The following is a 19,402-nucleotide window of genomic DNA, read 5'->3' on the forward strand; positions in this document are numbered from 1 at the left end:
CCAGGAAAGTGGGTAACCATAACGCCAGCGCAGACAGGGTGCAAATCGAGGTATCAGTGAGATATTTTGTTTTTATGCTGCTAAATTAAGATATTTTGGATTTTTATTCTGAAGCGGCTCCCCCGAGTGTCAGGGGAGCCTTGGGTCAGAAGGCTACTGCTGGCCTGCCCATACCACCATCACTTTGTCATCGCCGGTCTCGCGAATAAAGCCGTAGCCTTTCGCCATCGATAGGGTGGTTTGTTTACCCATGCCAATCGCCGGATGACGGGCGCGGAACTGGCCCAGTTTCTCCCAGTGGGTCACGCTGCGCGCGGCTTTGCCGCTGACGTCCTGCCAGTTCATATCTGAGCGCGTCCCCTGAAGCGGATCGGAGCCGGTCGGGCCGAACGGTCGCGAAGATTCATCGCCGTAGAAGATCTGCACTGCGCCAGGCGCGAGCAGCAGCAATTCCGCCGCCGTGCTGCCGCCTTCGCGGAACAGGCTGGTATCGTGCGAGGAGAGATAGCTTAACACATTGAAATCCTGAAGCTTCTCTGCCATATGTTGCCAGGTCAGGTCGATATTCGCCAGGCAGCTTGTCGCTTTCGCCGCCTGATCCTGATAATCAAAATTCAGCATTGCGTCAAAACCGTGGCGATAGTAGTCGCTCTGCATCACGCCGTGGCCCCAGGCCTCGCCGGTCATCCAGAACGGCGCGTTATCCAGCGCTTTATCCGGATTGGCTTTTTTCCATTCCGCCAGCGCTTCAGTGGCCTGGGTTTTTAACTGCAGCCAGGCGGCCTGCTCGACGTGCTTGGCGGTATCGACGCGGAAGCCGTCGATGCCGTAGTCGCGCACCCATTGGCTCAGCCAGTGGGTCAGATAATCGCGCGGCGTATAGCCGGGGATCGCTTTGGCCGCGGTATCCGGCTTATGGCGATAGAAGTTTGGCAGGCCGGATGGCGCCGTGGATTCGGTTTTCAGATCCGGCAGGAAGGCCAGCGACATCGTCAGGTCATCAAATCCGGGGTTGTCGTAATCGCCAATATCGGTGCGGATCCACTTTTTACCCCACCATTTTTCCCAACCGGCTTTGTCGCTGAAGTTAATGTAGTCGTTAAAGCTGTGCCAGCTTTGTCCCGCGCGGGGCTTCCAGTCGGTCCAGCGCTCTCCGAGGGTCTTTTTCAGCTCATCGCCCTGGATGTACAGCGAGCCAAACTGAAACTCCTGCATATCGGCCAGGGTCGCGTAGCCGGTATGGTTCATCACCACGTCGAACAGAATGCGGATCCCGCGCTTGTGGGCCTCATCGACGAGGCGGCGCAGATCGTCTTCCGTTCCCATATTGGCATCCAGCTTCGTCCAGTCCTGGGTGTAATAGCCGTGATAGGCGTAGTGCGGGAAATCGCCTTTCGTACCGCCGCCGACCCAGCCGTGGATTTGTTCCAGCGGCGAACTGATCCAGAGCGCGTTAACGCCGAGCTGCTGGATGTAATCCAGTTTGCTGGTCAGGCCCTGCAGGTCGCCGCCGTGGAAGGTGCCAATTTCCTGCATGCCGTCTTTGTGGCGGCCATAGCTATTGTCGTTGGCCGGGTTGCCGTTGACAAAGCGATCGGTCAGCACGAAATAGACGGTGGCGTTATGCCAGTTGAACGGCGCGGCGGCTTCCGTTTCCGCGCGTTCAAGCAGCAGCAGACCATTGCTGTTAAACGCCGGCTGGAGGGTAACTTTACCGCTGCTGACGGTCGCGATATTACCGCTATAGAAATCGCGAACTTTACTGCCTTCGGCGAAGGATTTGCTGACGTCAATGGTAAGCGGCTTGCCATCCCATTTCGGACACTGCTTCATCTGCGGCGCGGCGGCGGCGGTCTGTTTCTCCTCCAGAGAGACCATCATGGTTGGCGTACCTGAACGGGTATCGACTTCCAGGGTATAGCGGCCATCGCGGAATACGCGCCACTGCGGCGCCGGATCGCGGCAAGGTTCCATAGACAGCATCTGGTTGAGCTTGATCGCGCCGGCAGGCTGCCAGCACTGTTGGTCAAAATTAATCCGCAGAGGGCGCGTACCCTTTGCTACCTCGTTTTGACTGATAAATCTGCCGGTGCCTTCTTCGGTAAAGGCGGGGAAATCTGCGGTAGTCCAGGCGGCGAAGGCCATCCCAGGCAACAGCAGCGACGCAAGCGCAGCGAGTTTCATTCCGGAGTCCTGTGTGCGGTTTTTTGTTCAGTTTGCGCGTCTGGCTGTCTAATGAACTCATCCCACCGGCGCTTTTCCAGGGAGGATGAAAAAGGGTGAGTGATCGCGTTCAAAAAACAAGCAAAAAATGCGAGGGCTGTCGCATTTTTGTACTGTTGTCATGGGGCGGAAACCGATTTCAGATGACAGCTTTTCGGAATTGGACTATTTCTGTGGGTGCGTCATCTGGGTATTTTTGATACTATTCGCGATTCAACTATCGATTTTTTGTGAAAAACAAGGCGTTGGAATGATTGCATCCGACCAGGAGACCTAATGATATCGACTCCCATTCGACGATATGGGGCCGCGATACTCATGTTACTTACCTGCATATTTTCAGGTAGTGTGCTGGCAACAACACACACAGCAACAACGAGTCATAAAGCCCCAATAGTTAAGAAGAAAAGCACCGTTAAAGTAAGCAAGGTAAGCAGTAAACAAGAGTATTCTCGCAATAGTGTAAAGAGCAGTTCACTTCCTGATTTGCGAAAATACCCTTCCGGGACACCAAGGAAAAAAGCGTTTCTCCGGACGGTAATGCCTTACATTACGAAACAGAATCAGGTGATTACCGCCGATCGTAACTGGCTTGTTTCCAAGCAGTACGATGCGCGCTGGTCGCCGAGCGAGCGTACGCGGCTGAAAGAGATCGCCTCTCGCTATAAAGTGAAGTGGTCCGGCAATACTCGCCATATTCCATGGAACTCGCTGCTTGAGCGCGTCGACATTATCCCGAATAGCATGGTCGCTACTATGGCTGCGGCGGAAAGCGGCTGGGGAACGTCAAAGCTGGCGCGGGTGAACAACAATTTATTTGGTATGAAGTGTGGCGGTGGAAACTGCCGCGGTGCGATGAAGGGCTACTCCCAGTTTGATTCGGTGGAAGAGTCCGTTCAGGCCTATGTCAGAAATCTGAATACGCATCCGGCCTACTCGTCGTTCCGTAAATCGCGTGCGCAGCTGCGTAAAGCCGATCAGGAAGTGACCGCCAGCACGATGATTCATAAGCTGAAGGGCTATTCGACCAAAGGGTCGAGCTATAACAACTATCTCTTCGCGATGTATCAGGATAACCAGCGGTTGATAGCCGCGCACATGTAATTGCTCTTACATGTCATCATTGATGCCCGGTGCGTAAGCCCGGGCATTTTTCTTTGCGCGCTACATCATGACTTCGCTGTGCCGGTCGCGGTACTCCTTCGGCGTCACGTCGTACTCTTTCTTAAACACCGAATAGAAATACTGCAGCGACGGATAGCCGCACATCTGGGAGATTTCGTTAATCGATAGGGTGGTTGATACCAGCAGACTGCGCGCTTTTTCCAGCTTCTCGCTGTGGATCACCGTATGAATGGTTTCGCCGACTTCCTCTTTGAAGCGCTTTTCCAGATTCGAGCGGGAAATCCCCACGGCGTCCAGCACCTGCTCAACTTTAATCCCTTTACAGGCGTGGTTACGGATATAGTGCATCGCCTGAATGACCGAAGGATCGGTGAGCGAACGGTAGTCGGTGGAGCGGCGTTCTATCACGCGCATCGGCGGGATAAGCTGACGCTGAAGCGGCAGCTCTTCATTCTCCAGCAGGCGATGCAGCAGCTTTGCCGCCTGGTAGCCCATCTGACGGGTGCCCTGCGCAACGGAGGAGAGCGCCACGCGCGACAGGTAGCGGGTAAGCTCTTCGTTATCTATGCCGATAACGCACAGCTTTTCCGGGACGGGGATATGCAGCCGCTCGCAGGCCTGTAATACGTGGCGCGCGCGGGCATCGGTAACGGCGATGATGCCGGTTTGCGGCGGCAGGGTTTGCAGCCAGTCGGCGAGGCGGTTTTGCGCATGCTGCCAGTTTTCCGGCGCCGTCTCGAGACCCTGATAGACCACGCCGCGATATTTCTCTCTGGCGACCAGCTGGCAAAACGCGTGTTCGCGCTCGGCGGCCCAGCCTTTACAGCTGGAAGCGGGCAGGCCGTAAAAGGCGAAGCGGTTAATGCCTTTTTCCTTCAGATGCAGGAAGGCGCTCTCAACCAGCGCGGCGTTGTCGGTGGCGATATAGTGAACCGGCGGATAGCACTCCGGGCGGTGGAAGGAGCCGCCGACGCCGACAATCGGAACATTCACGTCGATCAGCAGGTTTTCAATTTCCGGGTCGTCGTAATCGGCAATAACGCCGTCGCCTAACCACTCTTTGATGTTTTCAATTCGTGCCCGAAAATCTTCCTCAATGAAGATATCCCATTCCAGTTGCGATGCTTGTAAATATTCGCCGACGCCCTCAACGACCTGGCGATCGTAGGCTTTGTTGGCATTGAATAACAGCGTAATACGGTGACGCTTTTCAAACATAGTGTTGTTCCTGGTCTCTCTTGCAGGCCATACAATACCGGCCAATGCCCGGATTTTTTCAAGCTACTTGTGCCTAAGTTTGGCGGTAGCGCAAATAATTCGGGCATTTTTTTTCACAGCCCTCAGCTTCGGCGTTTCGTGGCGGAATCCATCCATACCGCGAGCAATAAAATGACCCCTTTAACGATGTACTGCCAGAAGGTGGCGACGTCCATCATGCTCATGCCGTTGTCCAGCGCGGACATGATAAAAGCGCCCATGACCGCGCCCGCGACGCTGCCGACGCCGCCGGCGAGGCTGGTACCGCCGATCACGCAGGCGGCGATGGCGTCCAGTTCGGCGATGTTGCCGGCGGAAGGGGAACCGGCGCCAAGACGCGAGCTGAGAATCAACCCGGCAATCGCCACCATCAGGCCATTAATGGCGAACACCGCCAGCTTGGTGCGTTCCACGCTGATGCCGGATAGACGCGCGGCCTCCAGGTTGCCGCCGATGGCGTAGATGCGGCGCCCAAACGCGGTACGGGTGGCCATAAACATGCCCGCCAGCAGCAGCGCGGCGAGAATCAGTACCGGCGTCGGGACGCCGCGATAGTCGTTTAACAGCCAGATGGCGCCCAGTACAATAACGGCGGTAATCGTCTGGCGGCCAACGGCTGAAGCGGAGGCGGGCGTGGAGAGGCCGAGAGCCTGACGTCGCATACGGCCGCGCCACTGCCAGATGATAAAGGCCGCCATGCCCGCCACGCCGATACCAAAGCCAACGCCATCAGGCAGATAGCTCTGGCCGATTTGCGACATTGCCGGGCTGGTGGGAGAGACGGTGGTCCCGTTGGTAATGCCTATCAAAATACCGCGAAATGCCAGCATGCCGGCGAGCGTCACGATAAACGAGGGGACTTTACGATAGGCAACCCACCAACCGTTCCAGGCCCCCAGCAGCAGGCCAAGCGCCAGGGTGACCACAATGGTCAGCGGTAGCGGCCAGCCCAGCCAGACGTCAAATATTGCCGCTGCGCCGCCGAGCAGCCCCATCATTGAGCCGACGGAGAGATCGATCTCGGCGGAAATAATCACAAACACCATGCCGACCGCGAGAATGCCGGTAATGGCGGTCTGGCGCAGCAGGTTGGAGATATTACGCGCGCTCAGATAAGCGCCTTCGGTGGTCCAGGTGAAAAACAACATAATGGCCACGATAGCGGCGATCATCACGAATACCTGGAGGTTCATCCCCTTCAGCCCCGATAGCGCGCCAGCGGCAGGTGGGGTGAGTTTCATTTCAGACGATGTGTTCTTCGACATGGCGTTCGCTCCTCAGTGCGGCTTCCATCACCTGTTCCTGGGTCAGACCCCGGTTGATCAGATTAGCCTTCAATTTACCTTCATGCATCACCAGCACCCGGTCGCTTAGCCCCAGCACTTCGGGTAGTTCGGATGAAATGACAATGACGGCGATCCCCTGCTGCACCAGCTGATTAATCAGCTTGTAGATTTCGTACTTGGCGCCGATGTCGATGCCGCGGGTGGGCTCATCGAGTATCAGAATGCGCGGGTTCAGCAGCAGGCAGCGGGCGAGGATCGCCTTTTGCTGATTGCCGCCGCTCAGGCGACCGATCGCCAGCTCCGGCGATGAGGTTTTGATCTTCAAACGCTGGATGGATTGCTGAATACAGTGCTGCTCTCCGGCATCGTCAAGGCTGCTCAGCGGACCGGTAAACTGGTTTAACGCGGCGAGGGTGATGTTTTTACCCACCGCCATGACCGGCACAATACCGTCTTTCTTTCTGTCTTCCGGTACCATGGCGATGCCCTGCGCAATAGCCTGCTGGCAGCTGTGAATCGTCACCTGCTGGCCATCAATAAAGATTTTTCCCTGCCAGCGGCCCGGCCAGACGCCGAACAGGCACTGGACCGCTTCGGTACGGCCCGCGCCGACCAGCCCGGCGATCCCTAGTATTTCACCGCGCCGCAGCGAAAAGGAGACGTCATTGACCCGCTTAATATGGCGATTCACCGGGTGCCAGGCCGTCAGGTTTTCCACCCGCAGGATTTCCTCGCCGCAGCTGTGGGCTTCGCTCGGATAGAGGGCGGTAAGCTCGCGGCCGACCATCATGGTGATAATGTCATCTTCGTTCATGCCGTCAGCGTTACGGGTACCGATATGCTGCCCATCGCGGATCACGCAGATGGTGTCGGAGATGGCTTTGACTTCATTGAGCTTGTGGGAAATGTAAATACAGGCAATACCGTGATTTTGCAGATCGCGAATAATATTCAGCAGAATTGCCGTCTCCTGCTCCGTTAACGAGGCGGTGGGTTCGTCGAGAATTAACAACCGTACCTGTTTATTCAGCGCTTTTGCTATTTCGACCAGCTGCTGCTGGCCAAGGCCCAAATCGCCGACGCGGGTATCGGGTGATATGGCTAAATTGACCTGGGCCAGCAGCTTTTCGCAGCGTAAGGTCATGGTTTCGTAATCCAGCAGACCGTGGCGGGAGATCTCCGCGCCGAGAAAAATATTCTCCAGAACGGTCAGATGTTTTACCAGCGCCAGCTCCTGATGAATGATGGCAATCCCTTTGCGCTCGGTATCGCGTATATGGCCCGGCCGCAACGTTTCCCCGGAAAAAATAATCTCTCCCTCATAGCTACCGTGCGGATATATTCCGCAAAGGACCTTCATGAGCGTGGATTTACCGGAGCCGTTTTCGCCGCACAGCGAGACCACTTCTCCGGCGTTAAGCCGCAGACTGACATTATCAATCGCCTTCACCGTACCGAAGGTTTTAGTAATGTTTTTCATTTCGAGTAACCAGGACATAGAGACTCCACATAAGCGATATCCGGCTGGATGGGGCAACGCCCCCGGGAGAGGGCGTCAGAGATTACAGCTCGCTTTTTTTGTGGAAACCGTCTTTGATTACCGTCTGGTCAATGTTGTCTTTATTGACCTCAATGGGCGTCAGCAGCCGGGAAGGCACATCTTTGAGGCCGTTGTTGAGCGTGGCGTCGGCCTTCGGCTGCTTATCGTTGCCCAGTTCGACGGCGATCTCTGCTGCGGTGGTGGCAAGGTCAGCGATCGGTTTGTAAACGGTCATCGTCTGAGTGCCAGCGATAATGCGCTTCACGCCGGCGAGGTCGGCATCCTGCCCGGAAATCGCCACTTTGCCTGCGAGCCCCTGGGCGCTTAACGCCTGAATGGCGCCGCCGGCGGTGGCATCGTTAGAGGCGACGACCGCATCAATTTTGTTATTGTTGGCGGTCAGGGCGTTTTCCATAATCTTCAACGCATTTTCTGGTAGCCATCCGTCGACCCACTGATCGCCGACGACTTTAATTTTTCCTTCATCAATATAGGGCTTAAGAACTTTCATTTGGCCGGCGCGGAAAAGCTTGGCGTTATTGTCTACCGGCGAGCCGCCCATTAAGAAATAGTTGCCCTGAGGCACTTTATTGACCAGGCTTTGCGCCTGCATTTCGCCAACTTTCTCATTATTAAAAGAAATATAGAAATCAATATCGGCGTTATTGATGAGACGATCGTAGGCGAGAACTTTAATTCCCTCCTGTTTAGCCTCTTTTATCACATTACTCAGCACCTGACCGTTATAGGGAATAATAACCAGAACGTCGACGCCGCGATTAATCATATTTTCGATTTGCGACATTTGCGTTTCTTCGTTGCCATTGGCTGACTGGACGAATACTTTTGCACCTAATGATTCAGCTTTATTGACAAAAATATCGCGATCTTTTTGCCAGCGCTCAAGGCGCAGGTCGTCAATCGCCATGCCAATTTTGACTTCTTTCGCAATGCCCGACAGGCTGGTGAGGAGGAGTGAAGCACAGAGCGTTAGGCAAAGGTTCTTTATCTTCATAATAATAACACCTTTTTTGTAAAGTGCAGGATAAGACGAACGATAAAAATAAATGGCCTGATACGTAGCAGATTTTTAACGCGGAAAGGAGCGCTGGCAATTATCTATGCTTATTTTGCCGTTATGAAATTTTGTTTATTTGTTAATTTATGACCGCGATCGTACTTTAATAATTAGTTCTCATCGTATTTCATTGATCTCTCGTGGCGTAAGCAGCGAAGTGAGGGCGTTGTTCTATTGTTTTTGCGACCTGGCGCACGTTTGTGGATTCTCTCAATCACAGTGTGAAATAACGTAATTGAGGAAACTAAAAAGAGAATTCTATATTGGCTTATGACTTATTACTCGCCGCATCCCTGAATATGGAGTTCATTATGCAGACCTATTTTGATCAGCTCGATCGCGTTCGTTATGAAGGCCCGAAATCCGCTAACCCACTGGCTTTCCGTCATTACAATCCGGATGAGCTGGTCCTGGGCAAACGGATGGAAGAGCACCTGCGCTTTGCGGCCTGCTACTGGCACACCTTCTGCTGGAACGGCGCTGATATGTTCGGCGTGGGCTCCTTTAACCGCCCGTGGCAGCAGCCGGGCGAAGCGCTGGAAATGGCGAAACGCAAAGCCGATGTCGCGTTTGAGTTTTTCCAAAAACTAAACGTACCGTATTACTGCTTCCACGACGTTGACGTTTCTCCGGAAGGGGCGTCGTTGAAAGAGTATGCCAACAACTTCGCGCAGATGGTGGATGTGCTGGCGGAAAAACAGCAGCAGAGCGGCGTCAAGCTGCTGTGGGGTACGGCAAACTGCTTTACGAACCCGCGTTACGGTGCCGGTGCGGCAACCAACCCGGATCCGGAAGTGTTCAGCTGGGCGGCCACTCAGGTGGTGACCGCGATGGATGCGACCCACAAACTGGGCGGGGAAAACTACGTCCTGTGGGGCGGCCGCGAAGGCTATGAAACTCTGCTCAATACCGACCTGCGCCAGGAGCGCGAGCAGATTGGCCGCTTTATGCAGCTGGTCGTGGAGCATAAACATAAAATCGGTTTCCAGGGCACGCTGCTGATTGAACCTAAACCGCAGGAGCCAACCAAGCATCAGTACGATTACGACGCGTCTACCGTCTATGGCTTCCTGAAACAGTTCGGCCTGGAAAAAGAGATCAAACTGAACATCGAAGCGAACCACGCGACGCTGGCCGGCCACACTTTCCACCACGAAATTGCGACCGCCATTGCTCTGGGTCTGTTTGGTTCCGTTGATGCTAACCGCGGCGACCCGCAGCTGGGCTGGGATACCGACCAGTTCCCGAACAGCGTTGAAGAGAATGCGCTGGTGATGTACGAAATCCTGAAAGCGGGCGGCTTCACCACCGGCGGCCTGAACTTTGATGCTAAAGTGCGTCGTCAGAGCACCGACAAATACGACCTGTTCTACGGCCACATTGGCGCGATGGACACCATGGCGCTGGCGTTAAAAGTCGCTGCTCGTATGATTGAAGACGGCGAGCTGGATAAACGCGTCGCCAGGCGCTATGCCGGCTGGAACGGCGAGCTGGGTCAGCAGATCCTGAAAGGCCAGATGAACCTGGCGGACATTGCCCAGTATGCCACTCAGCATAACCTGGCGCCGGAGCACCAGAGCGGCCATCAGGAACTGCTGGAAAACGTGGTTAACCGTTACCTCTTTGATCGCTAATGAGGGCGATGATGCCCGGCGAGCCCGGGCATTGGCGATAACCGATGCTTTATTCGCGCCACGCTTAGCCGTGGCGCGTCAGTAAGGAGAGGCTGTATGTATATCGGGATTGATCTGGGCACCTCGGGCGTCAAGGCTATTCTGCTCAACGAGCAAGGCGAGGTCGTGGCTTCGCATACCGAAAAGCTCAACGTGTCGCGTCCGCACCCTTTATGGTCTGAACAAGATCCTGAGCACTGGTGGCTGGCGACGGACCGCGCGATGAAAGCGCTGGGCGCGCAGCACTCGCTGCGCGAAGTCAAAGCGTTAGGTATTGCGGGCCAGATGCACGGCGCGACGCTGCTGGATAAGCAACAGCGCGTCCTGCGCCCGGCGATTTTATGGAATGATGGCCGCTGCGGTGAAGAGTGCGCGCTGCTGGAAGAGAACGTCAGCCGTTCGCGGCAGATAACCGGCAACCTGATGATGCCGGGATTTACCGCGCCGAAGCTGCTGTGGGTACAACGTCACGAGCCTGAGATCTTCAAACAGGTCGATAAAGTCCTGCTGCCAAAAGATTATTTACGTTTGCGCATGACCGGTGAGTTTGCCAGCGATATGTCCGATGCCGCCGGAACGATGTGGATGGACGTGGCGCGCCGCGACTGGAGCGATGAGATGCTCGCCGCCTGCGGTCTGAGCCGCGATAACATGCCGGCGCTGTTCGAAGGATGTGAAGTGACGGGTTCGCTGCGCCCGGCCGTCGCGCAGTCGTGGAATATGCCGGAAGCGCTGGTGGTGGCCGGCGGCGGCGACAACGCGGCGGGGGCGGTGGGTGTTGGCATGGCGGATGCGGGCCAGGCGATGCTGTCGCTGGGGACCTCCGGCGTCTACTTTGCCGTCAGCGACGGCTTTCTTAGCAAGCCGGAAAGCGCCGTACACAGTTTCTGCCACGCGCTACCCGGGCGCTGGCATCTGATGTCGGTCATGCTGAGCGCGGCTTCCTGCCTCGATTGGGCGGCGACATTAACCGGCCTCGGCACGGTTCCGGCGCTGATTGCGGCGGCGGAAGCGGCGAACGACGATGCCGATCCGGTCTGGTTCCTGCCCTATCTCTCCGGTGAACGTACGCCGCACAATAATCCGCAGGCCAAAGGCGTCTTTTTCGGCCTGACTCATCAACATGGTCCGGCGGAACTGGCGCGGGCGGTGCTGGAGGGCGTCGGTTATGCGCTGGCGGACGGTATGGATGTGGTTCACGCCTGCGGCGTGAAGCCCGAGAGCGTCACGCTTATCGGCGGCGGCGCGCGCAGCGCCTACTGGCGGCAAATGCTGGCGGATATTAGCGGCCAGCAGCTGGATTTCCGCACCGGCGGTGACGTCGGCCCGGCGCTTGGCGCGGCGCGGCTGGCCCAGCTGGCGTTGCATCAAAATATCGCGTTTTCCGATCTACTTCCTCAGCTCCCGCTGGAACAGGCTCATCGTCCTGATGCCGAGCGCTTTGCTCGTTACGCCCCTCGCCGGGAAACCTTCCGCCAGATTTATCAGCAGCTTTTACCGCTGATGTCCTGATTCTTTCGCCCCTGTCGATGGGGCGAATTCATCTCATGAATAATTTTAAATTCATGTAGTTATCGAGTGTATTTATATATTCTGAATTTATCGTTTCAGGGACGAAAAGTACGGATAAACGCGTTCTGCCAGTCCACAATGGGGCCTGTCTTATGCCAGGGAGGCACCATGAAAAACAATCTTATTGCAAGGCTGTTGATGTCTATTGGCGCACTGGTTTATCTGGTGGGAATCTGGCGAACCTGCCCATTATTTAGCGGTAAAGGCTATTTTCTGGGCGTTCTGGTCATGGGGATGTTTGCTGTGCTCACGCATCAGCGAACGGCGCAAGAAGCACAGCGAGACGGCGATTTTATCTCTCTGTGCCGGCTGGTGGTGCTGCTGTCGGTGGGATTGCTGCTGGTCGGCGCCTGGTTTGTCCCGGCTCCGTGGCGTGAAAAAAGTATTTACGTGATGGCGTGGTTTGTCTGTATGTACGGCGCGTCGGCAACGCCTTATCCCGCTAAAGTCACGGATAAAGCTCGCAATAACTCAGTGGAATAAGCTGTCAGCGGACAGCGAAGAGAGGTCGGCGCAGTCACGGAAGAGCCCGCTGAGTAAACGACGGCGCCGGCGTTGAACCGCAGGCGCCGTTTTTCAGCTCACCAGTCGGCGGCTGTCAATTCGCTGTACCAACATTGATAGCGCCAGGCTACCCAGCAGCGCAGCGCTGAATATCCAGGCAATATCCAACATTGGCCAGCGGGTCAGCTCCAGTCCGCTGGCGCGCAGCGCGTGAATAATCAGCGCATGAAATCCGTAAATGCCTAACGAATGGCGCGCAATAAGCGCAATAAACGGCAGCTGACGCGTATTGAGCGTATTTTTTACCAGCGTCAGCAGGGCGAGCGCGCAGACAAAAACCGCGGGGCCGCAATATAAATACCAGGTATCACCAAAATCGCCGCGCCAGCGCAGTTCGTGCAGCGTGCCGCGTGATATTACCCATACTCCCGTGATGAATAGCCCAGCGCAGAGCGCAGTCAGCCATTTTTTATCGGTATCCAGCGTGCCGATTGCCCGCCCTAATACGCCGTACATCACGTAGTAGAACGTATCGCCGTTGATATAGAGATTGAGCGGCAGCCATTCAACGCCTGCGGCTTTCACCGGGACCATATTGGGGTTTGCCAGAATACCCAGCACCAGCATCAGCGCCAGCAGCATCCTGCCGCTCACCTGTTTAACCTGCACCAGCGGAGAAAGCAGGTAAATGACTACGATAGCGAAGAAGAACCACAGATGGTAGAACACCGGTTTCTGCAGCAAATTTTTCAGCGACAGTTCAACGTTGATGTGGGTAAACAAGGTGATATAGAGCAGCGACAGCGCGCTATAAAAGAGAATGCACAGCGCGATACGCAGAAAATGGCGGGGCTGGGCGCTGCGCTCGCCGAAAAACAGATAGCCTGAAATCATGAAAAACAGGGGGACGCTGACGCGAGATGCAGAGTTGAGGATATTGGCGAGATCCCACTCCAGCAGGCTGATGGTGTGCGGATGCGTGATATACCAGGTGGTACTATGAATCATGACCACCATCATGCAGGCAATGCCGCGCAAATGAGTAATCCAGTGAATTTTTTCCTGCATCAGTGCCTCTGTTTCTCCTTCTCAGAAAGGGTCTGACCGCCCTTATCCGCTGGTATCGCAGTGGAATAATCCGAGTTTTTCGGCATAGACTTGTCGAGGTGTGGCCCAATTCGCACAATGTGCCGATTATTTAACGTAACCTGCACGATAACAATTTACTAACAAGGCGGTCGAGAAAAAATGGTGATGAAATATGTGTTTTCTGGACTACTGCTGTGCCTGCTGGCGGGCTGTAGCGCGACGCCGTCTCCGCCAGTGCAGAAGGCGCAGAAAGCACGGATAACGCCGCAGGCTACCCTCAATATGGCGCAGCTTTGCAAGGATAATGCCGCCGTTCGTTATAGTACAGGCGTGCGCCAGGTTGACATCAGCCATTTCGAGCAGTTTCAGGGGAGCTACGAGCTTTCGGGCAAGACTGCGCGGAATGAACGTTTTATCTGTTCTTTTGACCCGGACGGACAGTTTTTGCATCTTTCCATGCGCTAAACGCGCCCACGGTGGCGCTTATTTCCGCAATTTTCCCTAAACAATCCCGTTTCATACTGTATATCTCGCAGCCAGCGGGTATACTGGCTCCTTCCTTTAAATCCACACGTATCCAGCACGAAATCATATGCAAAAGTTTGATACCAGGACCTTCCAGGGCCTGATCCTGACCTTACAGGATTACTGGGCTCGCCAGGGCTGCACCATTGTTCAACCACTGGACATGGAAGTCGGCGCAGGCACCTCTCACCCGATGACCTGCTTACGCGCATTGGGTCCCGAGCCGATGGCGACCGCCTACGTGCAGCCTTCCCGCCGTCCGACCGATGGTCGCTACGGTGAAAACCCGAACCGTTTACAGCACTACTATCAGTTCCAGGTGGTGATAAAACCCTCTCCGGATAATATCCAGGAGCTGTACCTTGGGTCTCTGAAAGAGCTGGGTATGGATCCGACCATCCACGACATTCGCTTCGTCGAAGACAACTGGGAAAACCCGACGCTGGGCGCCTGGGGTCTGGGTTGGGAAGTGTGGCTGAACGGTATGGAAGTCACGCAGTTCACCTACTTCCAGCAGGTTGGCGGTCTGGAGTGTAAGCCGGTCACCGGCGAGATCACCTACGGTCTGGAACGTCTGGCGATGTATATCCAGGGTGTCGACAGCGTTTACGATCTGGTCTGGAGCGATGGCCCGCTGGGTAAAACGACCTACGGCGACGTGTTCCATCAGAACGAAGTGGAGCAATCCACCTATAACTTCGAATATGCCGATGTGGACTTCCTGTTCTCCTGCTTCGAGCAGTATGAGAAAGAAGCCCAGCAGCTGCTGGCGCTGGAAAACCCGCTGCCGCTGCCTGCCTACGAGCGCATTCTGAAAGCCGCCCATAGCTTTAACCTGCTGGACGCGCGTAAAGCCATCTCCGTCACCGAGCGTCAGCGCTATATCCTGCGCATTCGCACCCTGACCAAAGCAGTGGCTGAAGCTTACTATGCTTCCCGTGAAGCCCTGGGCTTCCCGATGTGCAACAAGAATAAATAAGAGGCGGCCATGTCTGAGAAAACTTTCCTGGTGGAAATCGGCACTGAAGAGCTGCCACCAAAAGCACTGCGCAGCCTGGCTGAATCCTTTGCTGCGAACGTGACCGCAGAGCTGGATAACGCTGGCCTCGCGCACGGTAAAGTTGAATGGTTTGCCGCACCGCGCCGTCTGGCGCTGAAGGTGGCGAATCTGGCGGCTGCGCAGGCAGACCGTGAAGTTGAAAAACGCGGCCCGGCGATTGCCCAGGCGTTTGACGCCAGCGGCCACCCGAGCAAAGCGGCCGAAGGCTGGGCGCGCGGCTGCGGTATCACCGTCGATCAGGCTGAACGTCTGACGACCGATAAAGGCGAATGGCTGCTGTATCGTGCCCACGTGAAAGGCGAGAGCACCGAAGCGCTGCTGCCGAACATGATCGCGACCTCGCTGGCGAAGCTGCCGATCCCGAAACTGATGCGCTGGGGCGCGTCCGACGTCCACTTCGTGCGTCCGGTTCATACCGTGACCCTGCTGCTGGGCGACAAAGTAATCCCGGCCACCATTCTGGGCGTGCAGTCCGATCGCGTTATTCGCGGCCACCGCTTTATGGGTGAGGCGGAGTTCACTATCGATAATGCCGATCAGTATCCGCAGATCCTGCTGGAGCGCGGTAAAGTCATCGCCGATTACGAACAGCGTAAAGCCACAATCAAAGCGGATGCGGAAGAAGCGGCGCGTAAAATTGGCGGCAACGCCGATCTGAGCGAAAGCCTGCTGGAAGAGGTGACTTCACTGGTTGAATGGCCGGTGGTCCTCACCGCGAAGTTCGAAGAAAAATTCCTTGCGGTGCCTGCCGAAGCGCTGGTTTACACCATGAAAGGGGACCAGAAGTACTTCCCGGTTTACGACAACGCGGGCAAGCTGCTGCCGAATTTTATCTTCGTCGCTAACATCGAATCGAAAGATCCGACCCAGATTATTTCCGGTAACGAAAAAGTGGTGCGTCCGCGTCTGGCGGACGCTGAGTTCTTCTTCAATACCGACCGTAAAAAACGTCTGGAAGATAACCTTCCGCGTCTGCAAACCGTGCTGTTCCAGCAGCAGCTGGGTACGCTGCGCGATAAGACCGATCGTATTCAGGCGCTGGCCGGCTGGATCGCTGAGCAGATTGGCGCGGACGTCAATCATGCTACCCGCGCGGGCCTGCTCTCCAAGTGCGATCTGATGACCAACATGGTCTTCGAGTTCACCGACACGCAGGGCGTGATGGGGATGCACTACGCGCGCCATGATGGCGAAGCGGAAGACGTTGCCGTTGCCCTGAACGAGCAGTATCAGCCGCGTTTTGCCGGCGATGACCTGCCGTCTAACCCGGTGGCCTGCGCCGTGGCGATTGCCGATAAGATGGACACCCTGGCGGGTATCTTCGGTATCGGTCAGCATCCGAAAGGCGATAAAGACCCGTTTGCGCTGCGTCGTGCCGCGCTGGGCGTGCTGCGTATCATCGTTGAGAAGAACCTGAATCTGGATCTGCAAACGCTGACTGAAGAAGCGGTGCGTCTGTACGGCGACAAGCTGACGAATGGCAACGTGGTCGACGATGTTATCGACTTCATGCTGGGACGCTTCCGCGCCTGGTATCAGGATGAAGGCTATACCGTCGACACGATTCAGGCGGTACTGGCGCGTCGTCCAACCCGTCCGGCAGACTTCGATGCGCGTATGAAGGCGGTTTCCCACTTCCGTACCCTCGAAGAGTCCTCCGCCCTGGCGGCGGCGAACAAGCGTGTATCCAACATTCTGGCGAAATCAGACGTGACGCTGAACGATATCGTTCACGCCTCCGTACTGAAAGAAGCGGCTGAAATCAAGCTGGCAGGCAATTTAGTCGTGCTGCGCGATAAGCTGCAGCCGTACTTCGCCGAAGGGCGTTACCAGGATGCGCTGATTGAGCTGGCGTCCCTGCGCGAGCCGGTGGATGAGTTCTTCGAGAACGTGATGGTGAACGCAGAAGACCAGGATGTGCGCGTAAACCGACTGACGCTGCTGTCCAAGCTGCGCGATCTGTTCCTGCAGGTAGCGGATATTTCCCTGCTGCAGTAAGTGAATGGGTAATAATAAAAAACCTGCCTGCGGGCAGGTTTTTTTATACTAAAAATATAAGTAAGTGAACCATTAATAATTCGCTGATTGATATTTTCGTTATTTTCATTGATTGCCGGGAATTATTTTAGGAATATGCCAACGTAGTCTGGTCAGATATTTACGGTAGAATGCTGACGGGTGCTTGAGACTGTTTGTCTCAGGCGTTCAGCGGGAGACAAACAGAGAAAAGCCCCACCTGATGATAAATCAAAGTGAGGCTCCCCTATGCATGAACACCATAAGAGTAGCCTCTTACCTGTTGAAAATCAACACGGGAGGCGAGGAATGCCGCAAAAGTATCTGTTGTTTAGCTTAATAGTGATTTGCTTCACTATTTTATTATTTACCTGGATGGTGCGTGATTCGCTGTGTGAATTACAGCTCAGGCAGGGGAATATTGAGCTGGTGGCGTTCTTAGCCTGTGGGATTAAAACGTAAGAGACGGTGGCGGAGAGCGATCTCCGCCATTCTTACGGCGTTAAGCATTCTTATAGCACCCTGTTTTTTTCATGAAATCATTTATTTCGCCTCCTGAAACCAGGAGGCTTTTTTTCCGGATTCACGGCCTGTCGAAAAAACAGGCTTGAAATGTATACCGGGGTATGGCTATCCTATGGCCCGACGAATCCCTCGTCTCACCGGAGAGCACGCGCCAAATGAACAAACACGACTGATGAATTTCACGCCTTGCTTCGCGCTATTTGCGAGCAGGGGAGGTATTGATTTCATTCAGGAGTGCTTATGGCTCATTGTGCCCGGTCCCCCTCTTTTCTTTTGCATCAGGTCACCTGTCAGTTAGCGACGGGAGATACGCTTTTTGGTCCGCTGAATTTATCGCTGGAAGGCACCCTCTGCGGGCTTGTCGGGCGCAATGGCGTCGGTAAAACCCGATTATTGCGTTTGCTGGCGGGCCTGGACTCGCCGTCGAGCGGCCATATCGAACGTGTGGCTTCGGTGAGCTACGTTGCTCAGCAGCATGTCATGTTTCCTGATACGACGCTGGCGGAATGGCTTGGTGTCGAATTCGTTTTTTCTGCTCTGGCTCGTCTTGAACGGGGCGAAGGGCGAGCCGACGATCTTGAACGACTTGATGGCTTTTGGGATCTCCCGGAGCGCCTGAATGCAGGATTCCAGGCCGCTGGCTTAGGAGAATTTTCCCCCGGACGGCTCGCCTCTTCGCTGAGCGGCGGGGAAAGAGTGAAGGCGCAGCTGTGCGGAGCGTTCCTGTCCGACGCGGATTTCCTCCTGCTTGACGAACCCACCAACCATCTCGACCGACAAGGCCGCGCGTGGCTATATCAGCAGCTTGAGCAATGGCGCGGAGGGGCGTTGATCGCCAGCCACGATCGGGAGCTACTGACCCAAATGCCGCGCATCCTCGAGCTGGCATCTGCGGCTTTGCGCAGCTACGGCGGAAATTATGCGGATTATCAGCAGCAGCGTGAGCTGGAGCAGCAGGCGGCTCGCGCCGCGCTGGAGCATGCGGTTACTGAACGGCGACGAACCCGGGCGCGGATGCAAAAAGAGCACGATGCCTGCCGGCGCCGCTCGGCGCAGACGTTGCGCACTATCGACACGCTCAATATCGCTTCATTTGAGCGTGTTGCCTGGAAAGGGGCGGCAAAAGAGCGTCCCGGCACCCTTAAGCGCCAGCATCGTGAACAAAGCAGCATCCTCAACGATGCGATAGAGCAGGCGCGTGAGCGGGTAGAGGAAGACAACCCGGTGATGTTTACTCTGCCCGGTAGCCAGGTCGCTGCGGGAAAGCAGGTGCTGGAGCTGGACGCGCTGCGGCTGACCCATTCACCGATGGCAGCGCTGGACTGGCGTATAGATGGGCCGATGCGCGTGGCGCTGCGTGGCCCCAACGGCTGCGGTAAAACAACGTTGCTTAAAACGCTGCTGGGCCTGCAGCCGCCGCTCTCAGGAAGCTGCCGCTTATCGGTCAACGCGGCGTATCTGGATCAGCATCTGAGCCAGCTGGACCTGTCATTGTCCATCATGGCGCACCTGAATCTCGGTGATACGCCCTTAGAAGAAGGTGTGCTGCGCAGCCAGCTGGCGCAGCTACAGCTGGGGGCGGACAAAGTCCATCTACCGCTATCGGTTCTGAGCGGAGGCGAAAGATTAAAAGCGGCGCTGGCCTGCGTGCTCTGGCGACGGGAGGCTACGCAGCTGCTGCTGTTGGATGAGCCCACTAACCATCTTGACCTGGCGTCCACTCTGGCGATTGAAAAAGCGCTGGCACAGTTTCCCGGCGCGATGCTGGTGGTGTCGCATGATGAAGCCTTTTTACGGGCGCTGAAGCTGACCCATTGCCTGGCATGGCGGGAAGAGGGCTGGAGCGTTGAGAGGCTATAAATGCAAAAAACCGCCATCGATGGATGGCGGTGACTTAAGGCGCAAATAAAAAATCCCCGCCGTTTGGCA

General features: G+C 55.7%; 15 protein-coding genes. 9 read left to right on the forward strand and 6 right to left on the reverse strand.

The window, feature by feature from the left end; genetic code table 11:
* Nucleotides 1-153: 153 nt before the first annotated feature.
* Nucleotides 154-2,184, reverse strand: coding sequence for an alpha-amylase (locus tag FQK12_RS18495; RefSeq protein ID WP_014227210.1), 2,031 nt, complete (start codon nucleotides 2,182-2,184; stop codon nucleotides 154-156).
* 315 nt (nucleotides 2,185-2,499) lie between these two features.
* Between FQK12_RS18495 and FQK12_RS18500 the strand changes: the two genes are divergently transcribed.
* Nucleotides 2,500-3,327, forward strand: a complete 828-nt coding sequence (locus FQK12_RS18500) for a protein bax (RefSeq protein ID WP_071881704.1) — start codon at nucleotides 2,500-2,502, stop codon at nucleotides 3,325-3,327.
* A gap of 60 nt (nucleotides 3,328-3,387) precedes the next feature.
* Here the strand turns inward: FQK12_RS18500 and xylR are convergent, their stop codons facing one another.
* The 4 genes from xylR to xylF all read right to left on the reverse strand — a co-directional run bounded on the left by xylR (nucleotide 3,388) and on the right by xylF (nucleotide 8,446).
* The gene (gene xylR, locus FQK12_RS18505) at nucleotides 3,388-4,566 is read right to left on the reverse strand and encodes a D-xylose utilization transcriptional activator XylR (RefSeq protein ID WP_014227208.1); all 1,179 of its coding nucleotides are present in this window, start codon (nucleotides 4,564-4,566) and stop codon (nucleotides 3,388-3,390) included.
* Nucleotides 4,567-4,688: 122 nt separating this feature from the next.
* Nucleotides 4,689-5,870, reverse strand: a complete 1,182-nt coding sequence (gene xylH / locus FQK12_RS18510; RefSeq protein WP_014227207.1) for a xylose ABC transporter permease XylH — start codon at nucleotides 5,868-5,870, stop codon at nucleotides 4,689-4,691.
* A complete protein-coding gene (locus FQK12_RS18515) occupies nucleotides 5,848-7,389 on the reverse strand; it encodes a xylose ABC transporter ATP-binding protein (RefSeq protein WP_014227206.1) in 1,542 nt (513 codons plus the stop codon). Before FQK12_RS18515 ends, xylH begins: the two co-directional genes overlap by 23 nt.
* Before the next feature lie 64 nt (nucleotides 7,390-7,453).
* Complete coding sequence (xylF, locus tag FQK12_RS18520) at nucleotides 7,454-8,446, reverse strand: D-xylose ABC transporter substrate-binding protein (protein ID WP_014227205.1); 993 nt, start codon at nucleotides 8,444-8,446, stop codon at nucleotides 7,454-7,456.
* Between the two features lie 374 nt (nucleotides 8,447-8,820).
* On the opposite strand from xylF, the gene xylA reads away from it, so the two are divergent.
* The 3 genes from xylA to yiaB all read left to right on the forward strand — a co-directional run bounded on the left by xylA (nucleotide 8,821) and on the right by yiaB (nucleotide 12,237).
* On the forward strand, nucleotides 8,821-10,143 hold the full coding sequence (gene xylA, locus FQK12_RS18525; protein WP_014227204.1) for a xylose isomerase: 1,323 nt from the start codon (nucleotides 8,821-8,823) through the stop codon (nucleotides 10,141-10,143).
* Nucleotides 10,144-10,239: 96 nt separating this feature from the next.
* Entirely contained in the window at nucleotides 10,240-11,694 is a 1,455-nt protein-coding gene (xylB, locus tag FQK12_RS18530; protein ID WP_014227203.1) for a xylulokinase, read from the forward strand.
* 168 nt (nucleotides 11,695-11,862) lie between these two features.
* Nucleotides 11,863-12,237 carry an inner membrane protein YiaB gene (gene yiaB / locus FQK12_RS18535; protein WP_014227202.1) on the forward strand — a complete coding sequence of 125 codons (375 nt, stop codon included), beginning with the start codon at nucleotides 11,863-11,865 and terminating at the stop codon, nucleotides 12,235-12,237.
* 93 nt (nucleotides 12,238-12,330) lie between these two features.
* On the opposite strand, the gene FQK12_RS18540 is transcribed toward yiaB, so the two are convergent.
* Nucleotides 12,331-13,326 carry an acyltransferase gene (locus FQK12_RS18540; protein WP_014227201.1) on the reverse strand — a complete coding sequence of 332 codons (996 nt, stop codon included), beginning with the start codon at nucleotides 13,324-13,326 and terminating at the stop codon, nucleotides 12,331-12,333.
* A gap of 180 nt (nucleotides 13,327-13,506) precedes the next feature.
* Between FQK12_RS18540 and FQK12_RS18545 the strand changes: the two genes are divergently transcribed.
* The 5 genes from FQK12_RS18545 to FQK12_RS18565 all read left to right on the forward strand — a co-directional run bounded on the left by FQK12_RS18545 (nucleotide 13,507) and on the right by FQK12_RS18565 (nucleotide 19,333).
* Nucleotides 13,507-13,812 (forward strand): YsaB family lipoprotein, encoded by a 306-nt coding sequence (locus tag FQK12_RS18545; protein ID WP_014227200.1) that lies wholly within the window; start codon nucleotides 13,507-13,509, stop codon nucleotides 13,810-13,812.
* Nucleotides 13,813-13,939: 127 nt separating this feature from the next.
* Complete coding sequence (glyQ, locus tag FQK12_RS18550; protein WP_004126458.1) at nucleotides 13,940-14,851, forward strand: glycine--tRNA ligase subunit alpha; 912 nt, start codon at nucleotides 13,940-13,942, stop codon at nucleotides 14,849-14,851.
* Between the two features lie 9 nt (nucleotides 14,852-14,860).
* Nucleotides 14,861-16,930 (forward strand): glycine--tRNA ligase subunit beta, encoded by a 2,070-nt coding sequence (glyS, locus tag FQK12_RS18555; protein WP_014227199.1) that lies wholly within the window; start codon nucleotides 14,861-14,863, stop codon nucleotides 16,928-16,930.
* A gap of 327 nt (nucleotides 16,931-17,257) precedes the next feature.
* Nucleotides 17,258-17,410: a type I toxin-antitoxin system toxin HokA gene (gene hokA / locus FQK12_RS18560; RefSeq protein ID WP_004106778.1), complete on the forward strand. Its 153-nt coding sequence runs from the start codon at nucleotides 17,258-17,260 to the stop codon at nucleotides 17,408-17,410.
* A 303-nt stretch (nucleotides 17,411-17,713) separates the two neighbouring features.
* Nucleotides 17,714-19,333 (forward strand): ATP-binding cassette domain-containing protein, encoded by a 1,620-nt coding sequence (locus FQK12_RS18565; RefSeq protein ID WP_014227198.1) that lies wholly within the window; start codon nucleotides 17,714-17,716, stop codon nucleotides 19,331-19,333.
* Nucleotides 19,334-19,402: the final 69 nt, after the last annotated feature.

The organism is Klebsiella sp. ME-303 (genome assembly GCF_007910085.1).
GTDB classification, from domain to species: domain Bacteria; phylum Pseudomonadota; class Gammaproteobacteria; order Enterobacterales; family Enterobacteriaceae; genus Klebsiella; species Klebsiella michiganensis.

Bases quoted from the DNA above. Each gene is read 5' to 3' on its own strand.
- glyQ (WP_004126458.1), top strand. From the start codon at position 13,940: ATGCAAAAGTTTGATACCAGGACCTTCCAGGGCCTGATCCTGACCTTA.
- hokA (WP_004106778.1), top strand. From the start codon at position 17,258: ATGCCGCAAAAGTATCTGTTGTTTAGCTTAATAGTGATTTGCTTCACT.
- xylA (WP_014227204.1), top strand. From the start codon at position 8,821: ATGCAGACCTATTTTGATCAGCTCGATCGCGTTCGTTATGAAGGCCCG.
- FQK12_RS18545 (WP_014227200.1), top strand. From the start codon at position 13,507: ATGGTGATGAAATATGTGTTTTCTGGACTACTGCTGTGCCTGCTGGCG.
- FQK12_RS18500 (WP_071881704.1), top strand. From the start codon at position 2,500: ATGATATCGACTCCCATTCGACGATATGGGGCCGCGATACTCATGTTA.
- xylB (WP_014227203.1), top strand. From the start codon at position 10,240: ATGTATATCGGGATTGATCTGGGCACCTCGGGCGTCAAGGCTATTCTG.
- FQK12_RS18515 (WP_014227206.1), bottom strand. From the start codon at position 7,389: ATGTCCTGGTTACTCGAAATGAAAAACATTACTAAAACCTTCGGTACG.
- xylF (WP_014227205.1), bottom strand. From the start codon at position 8,446: ATGAAGATAAAGAACCTTTGCCTAACGCTCTGTGCTTCACTCCTCCTC.
- FQK12_RS18495 (WP_014227210.1), bottom strand. From the start codon at position 2,184: ATGAAACTCGCTGCGCTTGCGTCGCTGCTGTTGCCTGGGATGGCCTTC.
- FQK12_RS18565 (WP_014227198.1), top strand. From the start codon at position 17,714: ATGGCTCATTGTGCCCGGTCCCCCTCTTTTCTTTTGCATCAGGTCACC.
- xylR (WP_014227208.1), bottom strand. From the start codon at position 4,566: ATGTTTGAAAAGCGTCACCGTATTACGCTGTTATTCAATGCCAACAAA.
- yiaB (WP_014227202.1), top strand. From the start codon at position 11,863: ATGAAAAACAATCTTATTGCAAGGCTGTTGATGTCTATTGGCGCACTG.
- xylH (WP_014227207.1), bottom strand. From the start codon at position 5,870: ATGTCGAAGAACACATCGTCTGAAATGAAACTCACCCCACCTGCCGCT.
- FQK12_RS18540 (WP_014227201.1), bottom strand. From the start codon at position 13,326: ATGCAGGAAAAAATTCACTGGATTACTCATTTGCGCGGCATTGCCTGC.
- glyS (WP_014227199.1), top strand. From the start codon at position 14,861: ATGTCTGAGAAAACTTTCCTGGTGGAAATCGGCACTGAAGAGCTGCCA.